A 15413-nucleotide genomic window follows, 5' to 3' on the forward strand; every position below is an offset into this window, starting at 1 on the left:
GTCCCGGTTCCGCGACCGGGGGGAGGCGGTCCCCGCATCGACGGGTTCGAGGCCCGACGGTCATCTCATCAGGAGCGGTGAGCCTCGGTCGCGGCGGCGATTTCGGCGATGCGTTGAAGTGCGTCCTGGTAGGCGTCTGCGTTGGCTGGCATCTTCTGCCAGGCGCGGATGGTGACGGTTGCGGACTGGAGGGCGCCGGGGGTGATGCCGAGGTAGCGGGCAGCTGCAGCGCGGGAGCCACCGCGGGTCATCTGGACGAGGCGGATCGCGGCGTCTCGGCGCAGTTGGGTTGCGGGCCCGTTCAATTCGTCCAGTGGCCAGGCGTCCGGAAGATGTTGCGGGATGTTCTTCGGGTCGATCAGTCCTTGGTGGCTCGGAGGCTGTGGGAAGAGCGCGGGTGGCCCGACAGTTCCGTGACGCAGGTGGGTGCTCTCGTCGATGGCAGTGTTCATGCCGGGCGAGCAGTGTGGGGCGAGGCGCTTGAGCCGTCGGTATCCGGCACGGCTGGAGGGAAGCCGGGACAGGACGCGGGCGAGGACTGTCTGGCCGTCCGGGTCGTCGAGGATCCGGACGACGAGGGCCATCAGGGCGGCTGCCCGCAGCGGATCGCCAGGCGGGTGGTCGACGGAGCGAGCCAGCCAGCCGTCCCCTTGGGGTCCTGATCGTTCCGCAGGCGCTCGGTTCAGGGTCTCGGTGTGAGAGGCGACCGCGTCTAGGTGTTCGGTGCTGGTGAGGGCTTCCGCTGTGGCCGGCCAGGTGCTGCAGATGGCGAGCGTGGTGGCACGGACATCGTTGAGAAACCGCTGGGGAGAGGTAGGCCGGCCCAGACTCTCGACCTGCTGCCCGGCCACGGAACGCGCGGCCGCGGACAGCCGCTGTTGAGCGTGCACCATCGCCTCGGTCGGGCCTTTGCCGGTGGCGGACGGATGGTCCAGCCGCTGGGCGCATGCCGGGTCCCGACCGGTACCGGGCCGATGGCGGCATTGCGCCGGGTGGAGGCGGCTACGCGGTGACGGGGTGAGCTGGGTGGGGCGCCATCTTCCGTCGGCCCGGTAGCCGTTGGAGAATGCGGGTGCCTGGCAGTCGGGGCACCGCCAGTCGAGAAGGCGGTGGTGGCGTGTGCAGAGGAATGTGAGTGGGAGCCGCCACGAGCCCTGCCAGACCGACCCGCCCGGAAGACCGGTAGTGTCTGCCAGGCAGGCGGGGCAGTACCGGCTGAAGGCCGTGAAGACCCAGCCGTCGTTGGCCATGTCGATCTGGCTTTGGTGTCGTCCCAGGTAAACGGGGTGTAGAGGGGGATAGCTGGGGGCCTGCGTCGCGAGGGTGAGCGCGTGGACCTCGGGCAGGGTGAGTCGGCAGACGGTGGCGGTCTGTCGGGATCGGTTGTCGTCCAGGCGGACGAGGTGGTGGGTGGGGAACGTCGTCCCTGCGGTGAGTCCGCACCGGTGCGCGAGGTCGAGCGGAGAGATACCGATCCGGTGGGCGAGACGCAGAAGGTAGCCCGCCAGCAGTTCACCTTGGGCAGGATCCAGGCTTCTGGGCAGCGGCGTGCCCGTCATGCTGTGTCCGAGGCTGCGGGGCCGTGGTCGTCGAACGCGGAGTTGCGGCGTCGGCCGACTCGCGGTCGGCGGGCAGAGGCTGCGGGGACGGTGGGGATCTCGCCTGCCTCGGCGTCGCGGCCGACACCACCCAGGGTGAGGGGGAGGCCGTCGAGGAGGGTCTCGGTCAGGCACTCGGCGCCGCTGGTGAGCGCTTCAGTGCATCCGTCCTCGATGAGGCGTTCGAGGAGGCCGACGACGCCGTTGGTGCGGGTGAAGAGGTACTCGGGCATGCAGCCCGAAGTGAGCATTCCAGGCTCGGCGTTCAGCAGCCGGAGGGCGCTCTCCAGGCCGGCGAGGTGGGTGGTCCAGGCGGTGATCTGCTGGTCGGTGTCATAGCGGAAGCGGTCGAGTTCGACGAGATCGAAACGGCGCTCGGTCTGGGTGGCCTCAAGGCCGTGCGCGGTGGCGTGCCGGGACGGCGGCAGGACCCTCTGCCCGGATGCCGCATCCAGGCGGCCTTCGCGCAGGAGACCTGAGGCGGGGATGTCGACGCCGATAAGGACGAGGGTGACGTGCATGCTCATGAACGCGCGGATCAGGTCGAGGGTGTCCTGGTCGTCGGCGCGGTGCATCCGTAGGCGGGTGATGTCGTCGAGAACCAGCACCTTGGTGCCGTGGTCGGTCATGGAGGTGGCGACCTGCCGGATCAGGTCGGGGAGGTCCATGTTCTTTGTGGGCGCCCCGTAGAAGTTCAAGATTGCCTTGCAGGTGCTCTTCGGCTTCGCGGTCACCGGGGTCTGCACGTAGGCGACGGGCACCCACAGGTCGCGGGTGCCGGGCGCGACGTCAGGGTGGACCTGGTGGTGAAGGGCGCGCCAGGAGTCCTCGAAGGCGGCCACGATCTCGCAGGTGGTCTCGGTTTTGCCCTGGTAGCCGCCGCCGCTGATCATCACGCCCGCGCGGGTGGACGGTTTGGCCCTGAAGGCGTTGGTGCGGATCCGGGCGCTCAGCAGCCGGTCGACCCGCTGGCTCATCGGGGTGTCCAGGAGCGGGAGGTTGGCGTGGGTGGCCATCCGGTGCAGGTCGTAGGCGGAACGCTCCCGCGCGCTCATCGCCCGCCACTGCCCGAGTGACCGCACCGGCGCCGGTGTGAGGGCGTGCCGTGCCCGCCGCCATGTGTCCCAGCCTGCGGCCTGGTCCCGCGCCGCGGGCGCCATCAGCCCGAGGCCGGTGGTGGCCTGCGTCATGAGCGCTCCTCCGTCCGACCCGGGCCTGCTTCCCCGGAAGTGCCCTGCTCTTCGTCGGGGAGGAGAAAGAGGTTCTTGGCCCTGAGGGAATCGGCCAGCAGCGGTGGGGCCGGCGGCGGGACGGGGACCGCGGCCATACGGCGGCGCCGACGGTCCGCCTCCACGGCAGCGGTCGCCTGCCGGTGCACAGTCCGGGCCTCTTGCGATGACGGTCCCGGTGGCGGGGCAGGTGCAGGCCGGTCGAGGGCTGCGGCCCTGGCGCGGGCGAGTTCGCGGGCACGGTCGGTCTTCTGCTGCCGGGTCATCTGGGTCGGCCAGGCGTCCACGGGCGTCTTGGCGGCCACCAGGCCGAGGAGCACCGGCAGGAGTTCGGCGTCGCTGCGGGGCTTGAGCCCGGCCTTGGCCGCCTGCCGCAGGACGTCCCCGATACGAGCGTCGGAGAACGCGGGCACCTCCTGGCCGGGCGGAAGCCCGTTCCAGAGCAGCTCGTGCCAAGCGCCGTCCAGCTCGATGAAGACCTGGCGGCAGTCCCGGGGGTCACGGTGCACGGCCCACTTCCCCGCGTGCCGGCCGCCCCGGCCCGACAGGCGGCCCCGATACGGTTCGAGGACCGGGCTGCGGGCGCCGTACCAGAGACCGCCGATCTTCACGCCGCGCCGGGCGTCGATCCGTACGAAGTGCACGGGCAGCAGCTCGTAGTAGAGCTCCGGCGGCGGGATCTCAAGGCAGATCCCGTCCCGCGCGGCCGCAGCGGCGAAGAGGGTGTTCGGGCTGTGCCGGCCGCCCGGATCCCAGGCGGGCGCGTGCTGGTCGAGCCGCCGGTTCTGCCAGACCTTCACGATCCACGTGGCCAGCAGGTGCTCCATCTCCGACAGCGTCCAAGTCGCGTCGCCCTCCGGATCGGCGCCGCGGTCGGCGACGTCGATGCCGCGGTAGCCCAGGAGGAGCTCCAGCAGCAGCGACTGGATCCCGGCAAAGGCCCGCTCGCAGGCGGCCTTGTCCGGCGGCCGCATCGCCCGGGCCGGCAGCAGATCAATCCCGAGCGTCGCCGCGGCCTGGACGAAGTGGTGGCTCTTGTACACGGCGCCGTGGTCGCTGGTCACCGTCTCCGGGGCGAAGAACGGCAGCCCTGCGACCGGGTGCCCGGCCACCTCGGCGACCAGCGCCGCCGGGGCGCCGGGATACGGCCATTCCGTCTCCGGGCCCCAGTCCGGCCGCATCGGCAGCGGCAGCAGCACGTCCCGCAGCAACATCGCCACCTCCACCGACGACTCCGCCACCGGCGTCAGCCGGAACGCGACGATCGAGTGGGTGCAGGCATCCAGCGCGATCGTCAGGTGCACCGTGATCGGCTCGGCGAACACGTCATCCAGCACCTTCACCGGCAACGGCGTGGTATCGAGCACCACCACCTGCCCCGGCCGACTGACGTGCACTGTCGTCTCTGGCATCCACGTGGCTGCGGCCGCGGCAGCCGAGCGGACGTACCGTTGGCGACCGCCGCCCGGCCCGAACCACTCCCGCCACACCTTGATCAAGGTCGTGTAGTGCGGGACCCGGACCGCGCGGTCGGGAAAGCGCTCGAACACGTACTGGTGCATCATCCGCTCCCTCGACTTCATGCTCATCCGCGAGCGGTGCAGCGATTCCGCATGCACGGCCACGATGGCCTCCTCCACCTCCGGCGTCACCGAGGCATGGCCGGACAGCCCACGTGTCCACCGGCCGTCAGCAAGGCCGGCAAGACCTCGCTCCGCGTGCTGCGCAGCCATGCGCCGAAGCGTGCGCTCGCTGATCGCCTCCAGCCCCAGCTGCTTCGCCTCCTGCGGACCCAGCTCCCGGAGTTCCCGGACCTTCGCCAGACGTCGCTCGGTCAACGTGGTCCGCGCCGGATCGAACTCGGGCCGCGGCTCGTCCGCCCGGGCCCAGAGCCGGCTCCCGCTCCGGTAGCCGGTTTCCACCTCCAGCAGGTGCTCCTGACGGATCCGGGCCCGGGCGAGATCGTGCTCGGCGAGGTCCTCGGCCCGGCGGACCTGACCGCCCTCTGCCATCAGCCCCTCCTCGGCAGGTAGACCCACGACTCATCGCCCAGCGGCAGAGCCAGGTCCACGGTCAGCCGCCGGGACCAGAGCAGGTGCAGAACGTAGGCGCGAGCGAGGGCCGGCTGGGAGGTGGCCGCCACGAGCTCGCCCAGTCGCCGCGGCTGTTCCGCGGCCAGCCCGAGGAGTTCCGGCAACAGTCTCAAGGGGTCGGACATCGCACGGCGTCGGGCGGACAACGCTTCCAGCGCCGCCCAGCACTGCAGCCGCCAACCCGCGACCACGGCGTACGTCCACCCGGCGGCTCCCGCTGCGCGCTGAGCAGCGGCGAACTTCTCTGCGTCGTCCGGCTTGATCAGATCTGCCGGTCGGACGTCGATCAGCAGTGCCGTCCCGTCCGTCAGTACCAGGAAGTCCGGCGTGTGTCGCCCGGGGCGCTCGTGCGTCGCGAACTTCAGGGTGAACGGCTGCGACAACACCTCCGTCACGCCGCCCACGAAGTCGAGTGTCAGCAGCACACGCCGCTCAGCCAGACTCTCGAACCCATGCAGCCGCCCGGTCGCCGACATGTAGGCCAGGCCCGGACGATGCCGCTGCCCAGGCCGCCAGGCGAACGCGCGGGCAGGCCTCGATACAGGCCACTCGAAGGCAGCGAGATCGCGCACAGGGGTCACGATCTCTCCCTGAGCGGTCCGCCACGTGGCGGACCACCGCCGTGGCCACCCCGGCCCGGTATCCAGCACGTCGCCCGCTTCCGGTACCTCGAACAGCACCGCGAGCTCGTCGAAGGAGCAGTTGTGGGACCAGACCGGTCCCACAACAGGAGTGGACACAGCGGAGGCGGCAGCCATGGCGCCAGCACACAGGTCTGCCGGCGCTTCGCGTCGCACTTTCGCAGAATTCGTCACGGAAAGTGGACCAGTGTCCTGTCGCAGATCGGATGGCAGGTGATGCGGCGCTGACCTGCGGAGCTGCCAAGTAGTCGGCGGCCCGGTGTTGGCGGCATTCTCAAACGACCTGGCCTTCGCGGAAGTGATCTCGGTGCTTGTCAGTGGCACCTGGCAGTGTGTGCCGCGTGAACGTTGAATCCTTCTGGGAACTGATGGAGACCTGCCGACGACAGTCGGAGGGCAGGGATGCGCGACTTGCCTGGTTGCGGAATGAACTGTCGCGAAGGTCGCAGGTGGAGATCGTCGAGTTCCAGCTGTGCCTCGACCAGGTAACCCGTCAGACATTCCACTGGGACTTGGTTGCTGCAGCTGAGCGGATCTTCGGCGGCCGGTGCTCGGACGACGATTTCGACTACTTTGGCCTCTGGATGGTCGGGCTCGGAGGCGAGATCTTCGGGCGAGCGGTGCTTGACCCGGACGCTCTGGCTGATGCGTCTGAGGTGCTGGCGTTGACCGGGAGGAGCTGGAGGGACTGGGGCGAGGACTGGCCTGGGTGGGAGTTGCTGGACTACGTGGCGTCGGAAGCCTACGGGTTTGTGACCGGGAATCCAGATCCGTGTGGCGAAGAGTTCTATGCCGCGGTGCGGGCTCAGCGCGGCGAGCACGTGGTCAACCGGGGGTTGGCGGGGGAACGCTGGAATGTCAGGGATGAAGCAGAGGCAACTCGTAGACTGCCGCGATTGAGCGTCATGTTCCCGCTCCGTGCTGACTCATGAGGTCGTGTCACGCTCAATGCGTTGGCTCTCATCGAGGCCGGTCCCCTCTCTGTCAAAGTGACTCAAGCCAGGCATACTGGATGATTCATTGAGTCGAGGGCGGAGAAGGAGGAGTGCCCGTAGTGGCCAGCACCAACGACCACGGGGCCCCGGATCCGTAGGTGACACCCCGATCGACCGGGCAGCGGCGGTACTCCGCGGAGTACAAGACGAGGATCCTGGCCGAGTACGAGACGCTCGACAAGCAGGGCAAGGGTGCCCTGCTGCGGCGCGAGGGCCTGTACTCGTCACTGATCACGAACTGGCGCCAGCAGCGGGACAACGGCGCGAAGGCGGCACTCGCCGCCCCTGCGGGCCGGCCGAAGGCGGATCCCAGAGACAAGGAGATTGCCAGGCTGGAAGCCCACGTCGCCCGGCTGGAGAACGAGTTGGGCAAGGCCCGCACCGTCATTGAGGTGCAGGGAAAACTCTCCGCGCTGCTGGATCAACTCGCCACGGGCAGCGACGGGACGACGGGCGAGAAGCCGTGACGGCAGCGGGAGGGGTCTTCGAGGCCGCCCGCGCCAAGGCCCTGGAATCGCTGTCGTTGCTGGTAGGACGGGTGCAGGCGTGCGCCGCACTCGGTCTGAGCCGGGCGACCTGGTATCGGCACCACCGCACGTCCCCGGCTCCGGTGCGGCCGAAGCGGGAGCGCAAGCGGCATCCGCGGGCCCTGACGGCGGCCGAGGAGGCGAAGGTCCTGGCCGTGCTGCGTTCGGCCGAGTTCGTCGACATGGCGCCCGCCGAGATCTGCGCGGTGCTGCTGGACCGCGGCATCTACCTGTGCTCGGAGGCGACGATGTACCGGATCCTTCGCAAGCACGGCGAGGTCCGCGAACGGCGCCGGCAGGCCACGCATCCGCCGCGCAAGAAGCCCGAGCTGATCGCCACCGCACCCAACCGGGTGTGGTCGTGGGACATCACGAAGCTGAAGGGCCCGGTCAAGGGCAGCTATTTCTGCCTCTACACGATCATCGACATCTACAGTCGCTACACCGTCGGCTGGATGATCGCCGCATCCGAGAACAAGACGCTGGCCGAGCAGTTCCTGTCCTCGACGATCGCCAAGTACCCCGTCCGGCAAGGCCAGTTGACGATCCACTCGGACCGCGGATCACCGATGATCGCCCACAACGTTGCGCAGATGCTGAACAACCTGGGCGTCACCAAGTCACACTCGCGGCCCAAGACCTCCAACGACAATCCGTACTCGGAGAGTCAGTACAAGACCCTCAAATACCGGCATGACTTTCCCGGGCGGTTCGGCTGCATCGAGGACGCCCGCGCATGGTGCACCGGCTTCTTCGACTGGTACAACCTCGCCCACCGGCACTCCGGAATAGCCATGCACACCCCCTTCGACGTGCACTTTGGCCTCGCCGACCAGCTCCGCGAGATGCGTGCCGACGTCCTCACGAGCGTCTACCGGCAGCACCCCGAGAGATTCGTCCGCGGGGCCCCCGAACCCCCGAAACTCCCCGAGGCCGCCTGGATCAACAAGCCCGCCGACCTCCGGCACGACGATCAAACGATCCCGGCACAGGGATAGACCGCACTACCTGCCTTGATCGCTTTGACAGGTTCCGAGTCGTCGTAGTGCTGATCCCGGTCGCGAGTCGTGTCCTGGACCCGGACGACGTGACCGAAGAGCGTGAGATCCGGCCCAAGGTCGTCGGGGGTGCTGGGTGAGCCCGCTCGACGCGGAGCACAACGCGGGCTCAGCTGCCGGCCCCGTCGAACTGCTGCGGTGACCACGCGCGAGCGGTATCACGCGCATTTACCTCCGAGAGAATTGGTTCGACGTCGTGGCTGCCGCAGACTCCGAGTCATGACCAGTTACCAGATCCACACCGCCGACACCGCGTCCGAAGCCGCGAAGGAGCCGCTGACGGTCTTGCAGGGGGCATTCGGGTTCGTTCCGGCCGCGGCCGGGCTCATGGCGAACTCGCCGGCGTTGTTGAACACCTTCTTCTCCGCGTTCGGGCACTTCCGGGGTGGCGGAACGTTCGGCCCGGACGAACGGCAGGTCCTGCTTCTGTCCAACGCGGTCGCCAACGGCAGCGAATGGGCGGTCGCGTTCCACACGCTGGAGGCGCTCGCGGACGGGGTCGAACCGGCCGTGGTCGAGGCCCTGCGCCGCGGCGATCTTCCCACCGACTCGCGGATGGCGGCGCTGTCGGCGCTCACCCGCTCGTTCATCGACAAGCGGGGCCGGCTTGATGAGGCGGACGTGGCCGCGTTCACGGCGGCCGGCTTCACAGAGGAGCAACTGTTCGAAGTGATCACCGGGGTGGCGATCTCCGCGATGACGAACTACACCGCGAATGTCGCCCGGCCACCGCTGGAGGCGGCGGTGCAGCCGCACGCGTGGACTGCGGGATACTCGAGTGGTGTCTGAGGTCGGTCCACTGTTGAAACACTGGAGGAGCGTCCGGCGGTTGAGCCAGCTGGCTCTGGCCGCCGAGGCTGCGGTGTCGATCCGCCATCTGTGTTTCCTCGAGACCGGCCGCGCGAATCCCAGCCGGGCCATGGTCCTGAGGCTCGCCGAGGTGCTCGACGTACCCCTGCGCGAACGCAACACCCTGCTGCTCAGGGCCGGGTTCGCGCCCGAATACCCGGAGTCCGAACTGGACGCCCCGTCGCTCGCCGCCGTCCGCGACGCGCTCGACACCATCCTGACGCAGCAGGAGCCCTTCCCAGCCCTGGTGATGGACCGGAGCTGGGACATCCGGCACACGAACGCCGCCGCTCGCCGCTTCTTCGCCTTCCTCCATGACGGGCAGGCGAAGACAGCTCCTGGACCAGCGAACGTGCTGCGCCGGATGTTCCACCCCGACGGCCTCCGCCGGCACGTGACGAACTGGCCGGACGTTGCGGAGGCGCTGGTCCAGCGCGCGCGCCGGGAGGCGATCGGGGGTGTCACCGACGAGCGCGCCCAGCGGATCCTCGACGAGGTGCTGGACTACCCAGGGGTGCCGGCCTCGCTGCGGTCGCTCGATGCGGCCACGCCGGTGCTGCCGATCGTGCCGATCCAGTACGTGCACGGTGGCCGGCGGTTCGACTTCTTCTCCACCGTCACGACGCTCGGGACACCGCAGGACGTGACGCTGCAGGAGTTGCGCATCGAGTGCTTCTTCCCGATGAACGACGAAACTCGATCGCACGCGCGTCAACTCACCGAGGCAGCGCAGCTCTGACTCAGCGGCGCGGTCGATGCGCTCGACCACCTGTGCACCGACACTGGCGAGGGCTTGGAGCGCAGGGCCAACGGGGAGGCGGCCTCGTCGGCCGCGAGGACGACCTCGGCCACCGCTGCGGGCAGCTGTTTCGACGGGTCGGTGCTGACGGCAGAGCCTTCCATGACGCCGTTGCCCTGGTGTACCGGCTGAGCAAGGGAGACGTGCCGGCGCTCAGCGCGTTCAGATGTCGCGGTTCTTGGCCGCCTGCAGGAGGGTGTACATCGCGTCGTCCAGCTGGTGCTGCTGCCGTTGGGACAGCCCGGACAGCAGTGCGGCCTCGTTGGCGGCGTGGTCACTCATGGCCGCGTCGAGGGTTGCCATGCCCTTGTCGGTGAGTGTCACCAGGAAGCTGCGCCGGTCCTCGGGGTCCAGCTGCCGGTGGATCAGGCCTGCCCGGTCGAGCCGGTCGAGGCGGTTGGTCATCCCGGCCCGGGACAGCATCAGTTGCTCGGACAGCACCGACGGGATCACCACGTAGGGCGGCCCGGACCGGCGGATCGCGGCCAGCACGTCGAACTCTCCGTTTCGCAGGCCGTGGCGGGCGAAGACCTCGTCGAAGGAACGGTTCATGATCGCGGCGAACCGCGTCACCCGCGCCAGGACCTCGACCGGCCACAAGTCCAGGTCGGACCGCTCCCGTCGCCACTGCTCGATCACCGTGTCGACCTCATCGTTCTCACGCATGCTGCCATCATACTATTTGACGAGAGATAGTTTGACGCCTTACTATCTAGGCATCGAACTATACGTGTTCCGAACACCTGGAGGTCCTCATGCGCAAGATCATCGCGAGTCTGTTCGTGTCCCTCGACGGCGTGGCCGAGGCGCCCGACACCTGGCACTTCCCCTACTTCAACGACGAGATGGGCAACGCCGTCGGCGCGGCCATGGCCGAGTCCGACGCAATGCTGCTCGGCCGCGTCCAGTACCAGCAGTTCGCGGCGTACTGGCCCTCCAGCGAGGATGAGTTCGCCGGCTTCATGAACAACCAGAAGAAGTACGTCGTCACCAACACCCTGGCCGAGGCGACCTGGAACAACACCGAGATCATCAGCGGCGACGTGCTCGGCGGGCTCCAGGCGCTCAAGAACTCCGAGGGCAAGGACATCGCCGTGACCGGCAGCCTCACCCTCGTGCGCTCACTGCTCACCGCGGGACTGCTCGACCAGTTGCAACTGTTCGTCCACCCGACCGTGCTCGGCAAGGGCGCCCGGTGGTTCGACGACCTCGACACCGTCGAACTGCGACTGGCATCGGCCCAGACCTTCTCCACCGGAGTGATCCTCCAGATCTACACGCAGGCCTCCTGACCACCTCCGCCGGCCTGCGGCCAGCTGTCAGGTCGTGACCGTGGCGGCCAGTGATCATCACTTGACCTCGTCCTTGCCAGCGCCCAGGCCCTGCTCACCGCGCTGAAGCCGTTGATCTGGAACCTGGTGCTGTCGGAGACGAGAAAGGCTGACGTCTGCCTCTTCGCCGTGGTCCGGCCATCGGCCTGGAGCTGCTGATCTTCTCCGTCAGCGTTCGGCTCCTGGTGCAGCCCGCTCCCGCAACCGCCGTCCACGGACTTCCCACTGGTCGACGCCCAAGCGGACTACGTGACGGCGAGACGAAGACCGTGGCGTTCGGCATCCCGCTTCGCCACTCCAGCCGTCGTCCTGATCAACACGGTTCCGCGGCTCGCCGCCTGGCCCCCCATCTCAAACCCACGGAGCAGCACCATGTCACTCATCGTCGACTTCGCCGAATCAGTTGTCGTACGCGGCGGCGAATCCGAGGCCATCGGCCAGGCTCCCACCACGATCCGCCTGCTGGCCGACAGCAGTTCCACGGGCGGCGCCCTGTCCACCCAGCGGGTCACCCTCACCGACGGAGCCGACGGTGCCAGACCCCACCACCACGCCAACGCCGCCGAACTGTTCTACATACTCGACGGCACGGCCCAACTGCTGTCCGGCGACCAGATCGTCACCGCACAGACCGGCGACCTGGTCGTTGTACCACCCGGAACAGCCCACGCCTTCGCCGCCGCCCCCGGCCTCAACGCCGACATCCTCATCGTCATCACCCCCGGCGTGGAACGTTTCGAATACTTCCGCCACCTGGAACGCATCGCCCACGGCAGGGTCCCGCCGGAAAGCCTGCTCGGGGTCCAGGAACTCTACGACACCTACTTCCACAACAGCGCCGCCTGGAACGCCCTGCGGCCAAGGCCTGGAAAGTGAAGAGTGCGGCGCCCCCACGACGCGCTGTTGCCAGCTGCTGAGGAGTGTGTGGTCCAGCCGTGTTCCACGTGCTGCGTCGGTTCGGACCAGGTCCAGGGCGCTGGGCAGGCCTTGGGCTCGGGCGGGGGCGATGGCGCCGGAAGGTGCGGATGTCCTCCGCCGCGCCATCGCGAAGGGGCACCACCGGGCCGTCCGCACCTGCGTCTGGGGTCTCGTGCCACGGTACCGGTTCGCGCACCACGATCCAGTGCTGCAAGTGGTGTTGAATCGGCGCGTCCGAGCGGCCACGACCGTCGGCTACGTGGAAGGGCACGGGCACGAGCCGGGGGAGCGGGCCGCGTACGGGCTGGCGTGCCGGGCCGCCGACCGGACGCGCCCGCCCAACCACAAAGAGCCGCGATTCCGGAGGATGACGGCTACACCCGCATCCTCCTGGGCCTACGAGTGAGCGACGGCCGCAGTCTCACCCTGTCCCGTGCCATCGGCGGCGACACCATCGAGGTGTTCAACCACGATCTCCGAGAGGTGCCGTCGGAGCCGGCGGACGAGGCTCTCAAGTTCAAGCACAACGCCAAGTCAAAGAAGAACATCTCCCGCTACCTGCTGACCGTACTGGGGATCGACGGCCAGAGAATTCTCCAGAGCGGCCGCGGCAACGTGCTGCCGCTGAATTTCCGGGACCTCGCGCGCCTGGCCGTCGTCAACGACACGCGTATGGCAGACCAGCACTCACCGGTGCTCGGCACCCGGAATCCGCTGAACGAGACCAGGGAGAAGTCGGTCTTCAAACTCCTCCTCAGCGGGCAGGAGGAGCCAGAACGTTCTGCCGCGCCCAGCAATCTGGAGATGCAGTTCTTGCCTGCGGACCACACGGACCCCGGCCCTGTGACGGACTGGCGTCGGGTAGGACCCTGACCCGAACCCCGCCCTCGGAACGCGAGCTCGGCCTGCGCCCTCTTCATGTGCGATCACGTACCTTCGACCGGTTGAATCCACAACGGAGGGTTCTTTGATGGACAGTCACATCGTGCAGGTGAAGATCCACCCCGCCATCGGTGTCGCCCGGGTCGGCAACAGCGCAGAGGCACCCTTCATCGGCCCGGAATCACCGGACCAGAAACCAGCGGACGCCGGCTCCTACAAGGACGCTTCCGGGGCGATACGGAGGCAGGCCGCACGATTCCGTGTGTACGGCTACAACGCCGCCGGGGAGGTCGTACGGGAACTGAAGCCGGGCAGCGAGGGTGTCACCGAGATCCAGTGGACGGTGCATCTGGCCAACAAGAAGGCCGCCTGGTATCAGTTCCATCTGGCGCTGGACATCCCCGAGGGCAAGACGCTCACGGCAGAGCAGTACGGCCGACGCAACGCCGCCGTCGTGGGCACCGACAGGAAGAAGCTGGTCAACGATCCCGGCACCCGCACCGTTCACGGCTCGAAGACCGAGACGCAGAAGGTCGACACCGGCAAGGTCATGGACAAGGCGGTGTACCTCGGCGAGATCTCCACCCGTTCCGACGGCCGCCTGGTGGTGCTCGGCGGCCGGGGAAACTCCGCCTCCTACAAGAACCAGCCGATCACCGGGGTCACCAACAACGACACCTGGTACGACGACGTGTCCGACGGCCCGGTGACAGCGAAGGTCACAATCGACGGCCACGATCTGACCGCCGTCCCGGCCTGGGTCGTGGTGGGACCTCCGCACTACGCCCCCGGCGTGAAGTCCGTCCGTACCCTCTACGACCTGCTCTTCGACGTCTTCGTCCAGGCCGGTTCGCTGACCCGCCCGCAGCAGATCTCGTACACCGACCACATCGAGCCGATATTCCGCAGGTTCTGCGATCTGCAGTGGGTCAACCACGGTTTCGCGACCCAGTTCGGCTGGAACGGCCCCAACTTCTTCCTCTCCCCGACGATGCGCAAGAGGCTCGCCGATCCGTCCAACCGAACCCGCGAACTGCGCCGCCAGGTGTACGCCTCCTTGCGCGACTACAACCGCGACGGAAAGTCCCCGCTGCCGTGGCCTTGGCTGTACGGCGACGCCATGTCCAGCAAGCCCAAGTCCGCGCTTCAGCACCTGGCGCTGTCACCGACCCAGGACTGGATGCTGCAGCGTTGGGCGGACGGGGCGTTCGTGGCCGGACCCCTGCGGCAGCCGCGCCCCACGGTCGACGCGGCCCCGGCCGCTGAGCAGCCGGGGCTGCTGGACCGGGCGGCCCTGGAGGGCTGCGCCGCCGACGCGTTCCACCCGGGGATCGAGGTCACCTGGCCGATCAGGCACGCGAGCATGTTCAGCGCACCCTTCCGCATCCGGCACCGCGCCCCCGCCACCGCGGAACCCGACTACGGGCCCACCCTGCTTCCGGACGAGGCGGTCTCCGCCACTGGCCCCCTCCAGGCACAGGGCCCCGGAGACCTCACCCGCTGGATGGCCGCCCCCTGGCAGGCGGACACCGCGAGCTGCCGCTCCGGCTACGAGGTGCTGGCCAACCTGGGGCCCCGGTACAGCCCGTACCTGCCGACCTTCTGGCCTGCCCAGGTACCCAACCATGTGCTCAAGCTGGAGGACTTCGAGAAGGTCAACACGCCGTCGGCAGGGAGCGACGACAGCGCCCGGGAGGAGGCGTTCGAGCGGCGGGCGACCTGGCTGCGCGGACTCACCGGCACCATGAACGAGCAGCGCACCCAGATGATCAAGGACTGGTTCAAACTCGGCGTCGTCGAGGTGCGCGACTACACCGTGGGCGACGGGAAGTTCCCCGAACGGATCCTGGTGGAGTCGCGCCCGGCACAACCGCTCGCTCAGGCACCGGACAGGGCGAACCTCGTCAACGTGCAGGTGCCCGAGGTGGGTCCGCACGTGTTGGCCGCGGCGGCAGGCCGCTCGCCCGAGGGAATGCTCGCCCCCGAAGCCGAGTCGGCGGCACGGGCGGTCGGCGAAGCGGCCAGGGCGACAGGTTACCGCGAGGAGGAGATCACCGCCGGATACCTCGAGAAACTCGACCCCTTCCGCGACGCGCGGTGAGCGCCGCCCTCGCTCTCGGCGCGGACACCTACGACGTCGTGGTGGCGGGCGGCGGCCCGGCCGGCAGCGCCGCCGCGCTCATGCTTGCCCGGGCGGGCCGTTCGGTCCTGCTGGCGGACGCCGGCACCGGGCCGCCCAAGGTCGGCGAGACGCTCGTACCCGCCGGGCGGGTCCTGCTCGGCGACCTCGGCATAGCCGACCGCGTTCTCGACTCCGGACACCTGCCCTGCTACGGCAGTCTTTCGGCTTGGGGTTCGGCCGACCTGCACACCGTCGACTTCATCAACGACCCGCACGGCCATGGCTGGCACCTCGACCGACGGCTGTTCGACCAGCGACTGCGCGACGCCTCCCGCGCGGCGGGGGCGGAGGTCGCCGAGGGCACGGCCGTA

Annotated in this window: 15 protein-coding genes; 10 read left to right on the forward strand and 5 right to left on the reverse strand. The window is 68.7% G+C overall.

The window, feature by feature from the left end; all coding sequences use genetic code 11:
• Positions 1-68: 68 nt before the first annotated feature.
• Genes JHN63_RS14610 through JHN63_RS14625 form a run of 4 tightly spaced genes read right to left on the reverse strand, consistent with a single transcriptional unit; the run spans position 69 to position 5678 of the window.
• A complete protein-coding gene (locus JHN63_RS14610) occupies positions 69-1559 on the reverse strand; it encodes a TniQ family protein (protein WP_200680462.1) in 1491 nt (496 codons plus the stop codon).
• A complete protein-coding gene (locus tag JHN63_RS14615; protein WP_200680470.1) occupies positions 1556-2788 on the reverse strand; it encodes a TniB family NTP-binding protein in 1233 nt (410 codons plus the stop codon). Before JHN63_RS14615 ends, JHN63_RS14610 begins: the two co-directional genes overlap by 4 nt.
• Positions 2785-4839, reverse strand: a complete 2055-nt coding sequence (locus JHN63_RS14620; protein WP_200680478.1) for a DDE-type integrase/transposase/recombinase — start codon at positions 4837-4839, stop codon at positions 2785-2787. Before JHN63_RS14620 ends, JHN63_RS14615 begins: the two co-directional genes overlap by 4 nt.
• On the reverse strand, positions 4839-5678 hold the full coding sequence (locus JHN63_RS14625; RefSeq protein ID WP_200680480.1) for a TnsA-like heteromeric transposase endonuclease subunit: 840 nt from the start codon (positions 5676-5678) through the stop codon (positions 4839-4841). The genes JHN63_RS14620 and JHN63_RS14625 overlap by 1 nt, the downstream gene beginning before the upstream one ends.
• 251 nt (positions 5679-5929) lie before the next feature.
• Between JHN63_RS14625 and JHN63_RS14630 the strand changes: the two genes are divergently transcribed.
• The 5 genes from JHN63_RS14630 (at position 5930) to JHN63_RS14650 (ending at position 9729) form a co-directional block, all read left to right on the forward strand.
• Positions 5930-6493, forward strand: a complete 564-nt coding sequence (locus JHN63_RS14630) for a DUF4240 domain-containing protein (protein WP_234476760.1) — start codon at positions 5930-5932, stop codon at positions 6491-6493.
• A 161-nt stretch (positions 6494-6654) separates the two neighbouring features.
• Complete coding sequence (locus JHN63_RS54660; RefSeq protein WP_200680489.1) at positions 6655-7023, forward strand: transposase; 369 nt, start codon at positions 6655-6657, stop codon at positions 7021-7023.
• Positions 7020-8081, forward strand: coding sequence for an IS3 family transposase (locus tag JHN63_RS14640; RefSeq protein WP_374222917.1), 1062 nt, complete (start codon positions 7020-7022; stop codon positions 8079-8081). Before JHN63_RS54660 ends, JHN63_RS14640 begins: the two co-directional genes overlap by 4 nt.
• 279 nt (positions 8082-8360) lie before the next feature.
• Positions 8361-8930 (forward strand): carboxymuconolactone decarboxylase family protein, encoded by a 570-nt coding sequence (locus JHN63_RS14645; RefSeq protein ID WP_200680491.1) that lies wholly within the window; start codon positions 8361-8363, stop codon positions 8928-8930.
• Positions 8857-9729: a helix-turn-helix domain-containing protein gene (locus tag JHN63_RS14650; RefSeq protein ID WP_267953764.1), complete on the forward strand. Its 873-nt coding sequence runs from the start codon at positions 8857-8859 to the stop codon at positions 9727-9729. The genes JHN63_RS14645 and JHN63_RS14650 overlap by 74 nt, the downstream gene beginning before the upstream one ends.
• 222 nt (positions 9730-9951) lie before the next feature.
• On the opposite strand, the gene JHN63_RS14655 is transcribed toward JHN63_RS14650, so the two are convergent.
• The gene (locus JHN63_RS14655) at positions 9952-10455 is read right to left on the reverse strand and encodes a MarR family winged helix-turn-helix transcriptional regulator (RefSeq protein WP_200680506.1); all 504 of its coding nucleotides are present in this window, start codon (positions 10453-10455) and stop codon (positions 9952-9954) included.
• 89 nt (positions 10456-10544) lie between these two features.
• Between JHN63_RS14655 and JHN63_RS14660 the strand changes: the two genes are divergently transcribed.
• The 5 genes from JHN63_RS14660 to JHN63_RS14680 all read left to right on the forward strand — a co-directional run.
• A complete protein-coding gene (locus tag JHN63_RS14660; RefSeq protein WP_200680508.1) occupies positions 10545-11081 on the forward strand; it encodes a dihydrofolate reductase family protein in 537 nt (178 codons plus the stop codon).
• 411 nt (positions 11082-11492) lie between these two features.
• Positions 11493-11996, forward strand: coding sequence for a cupin domain-containing protein (locus JHN63_RS14665; protein WP_200680510.1), 504 nt, complete (start codon positions 11493-11495; stop codon positions 11994-11996).
• Positions 11997-12440: 444 nt separating this feature from the next.
• On the forward strand, positions 12441-12911 hold the full coding sequence (locus JHN63_RS14670; protein WP_200680512.1) for a hypothetical protein: 471 nt from the start codon (positions 12441-12443) through the stop codon (positions 12909-12911).
• 97 nt (positions 12912-13008) lie between these two features.
• The gene (locus JHN63_RS14675; RefSeq protein ID WP_200680520.1) at positions 13009-15021 is read left to right on the forward strand and encodes a LodA/GoxA family CTQ-dependent oxidase; all 2013 of its coding nucleotides are present in this window, start codon (positions 13009-13011) and stop codon (positions 15019-15021) included.
• On the forward strand, positions 15018-15413 hold a 396-nt coding region (locus JHN63_RS14680; RefSeq protein ID WP_200680528.1), incomplete at its 3' end, for an NAD(P)/FAD-dependent oxidoreductase. The genes JHN63_RS14675 and JHN63_RS14680, both read left to right, overlap by 4 nt.

The organism is Streptomyces sp. MBT65, assembly GCF_016612545.1.
Lineage (GTDB): Bacteria > Actinomycetota > Actinomycetes > Streptomycetales > Streptomycetaceae > Streptomyces.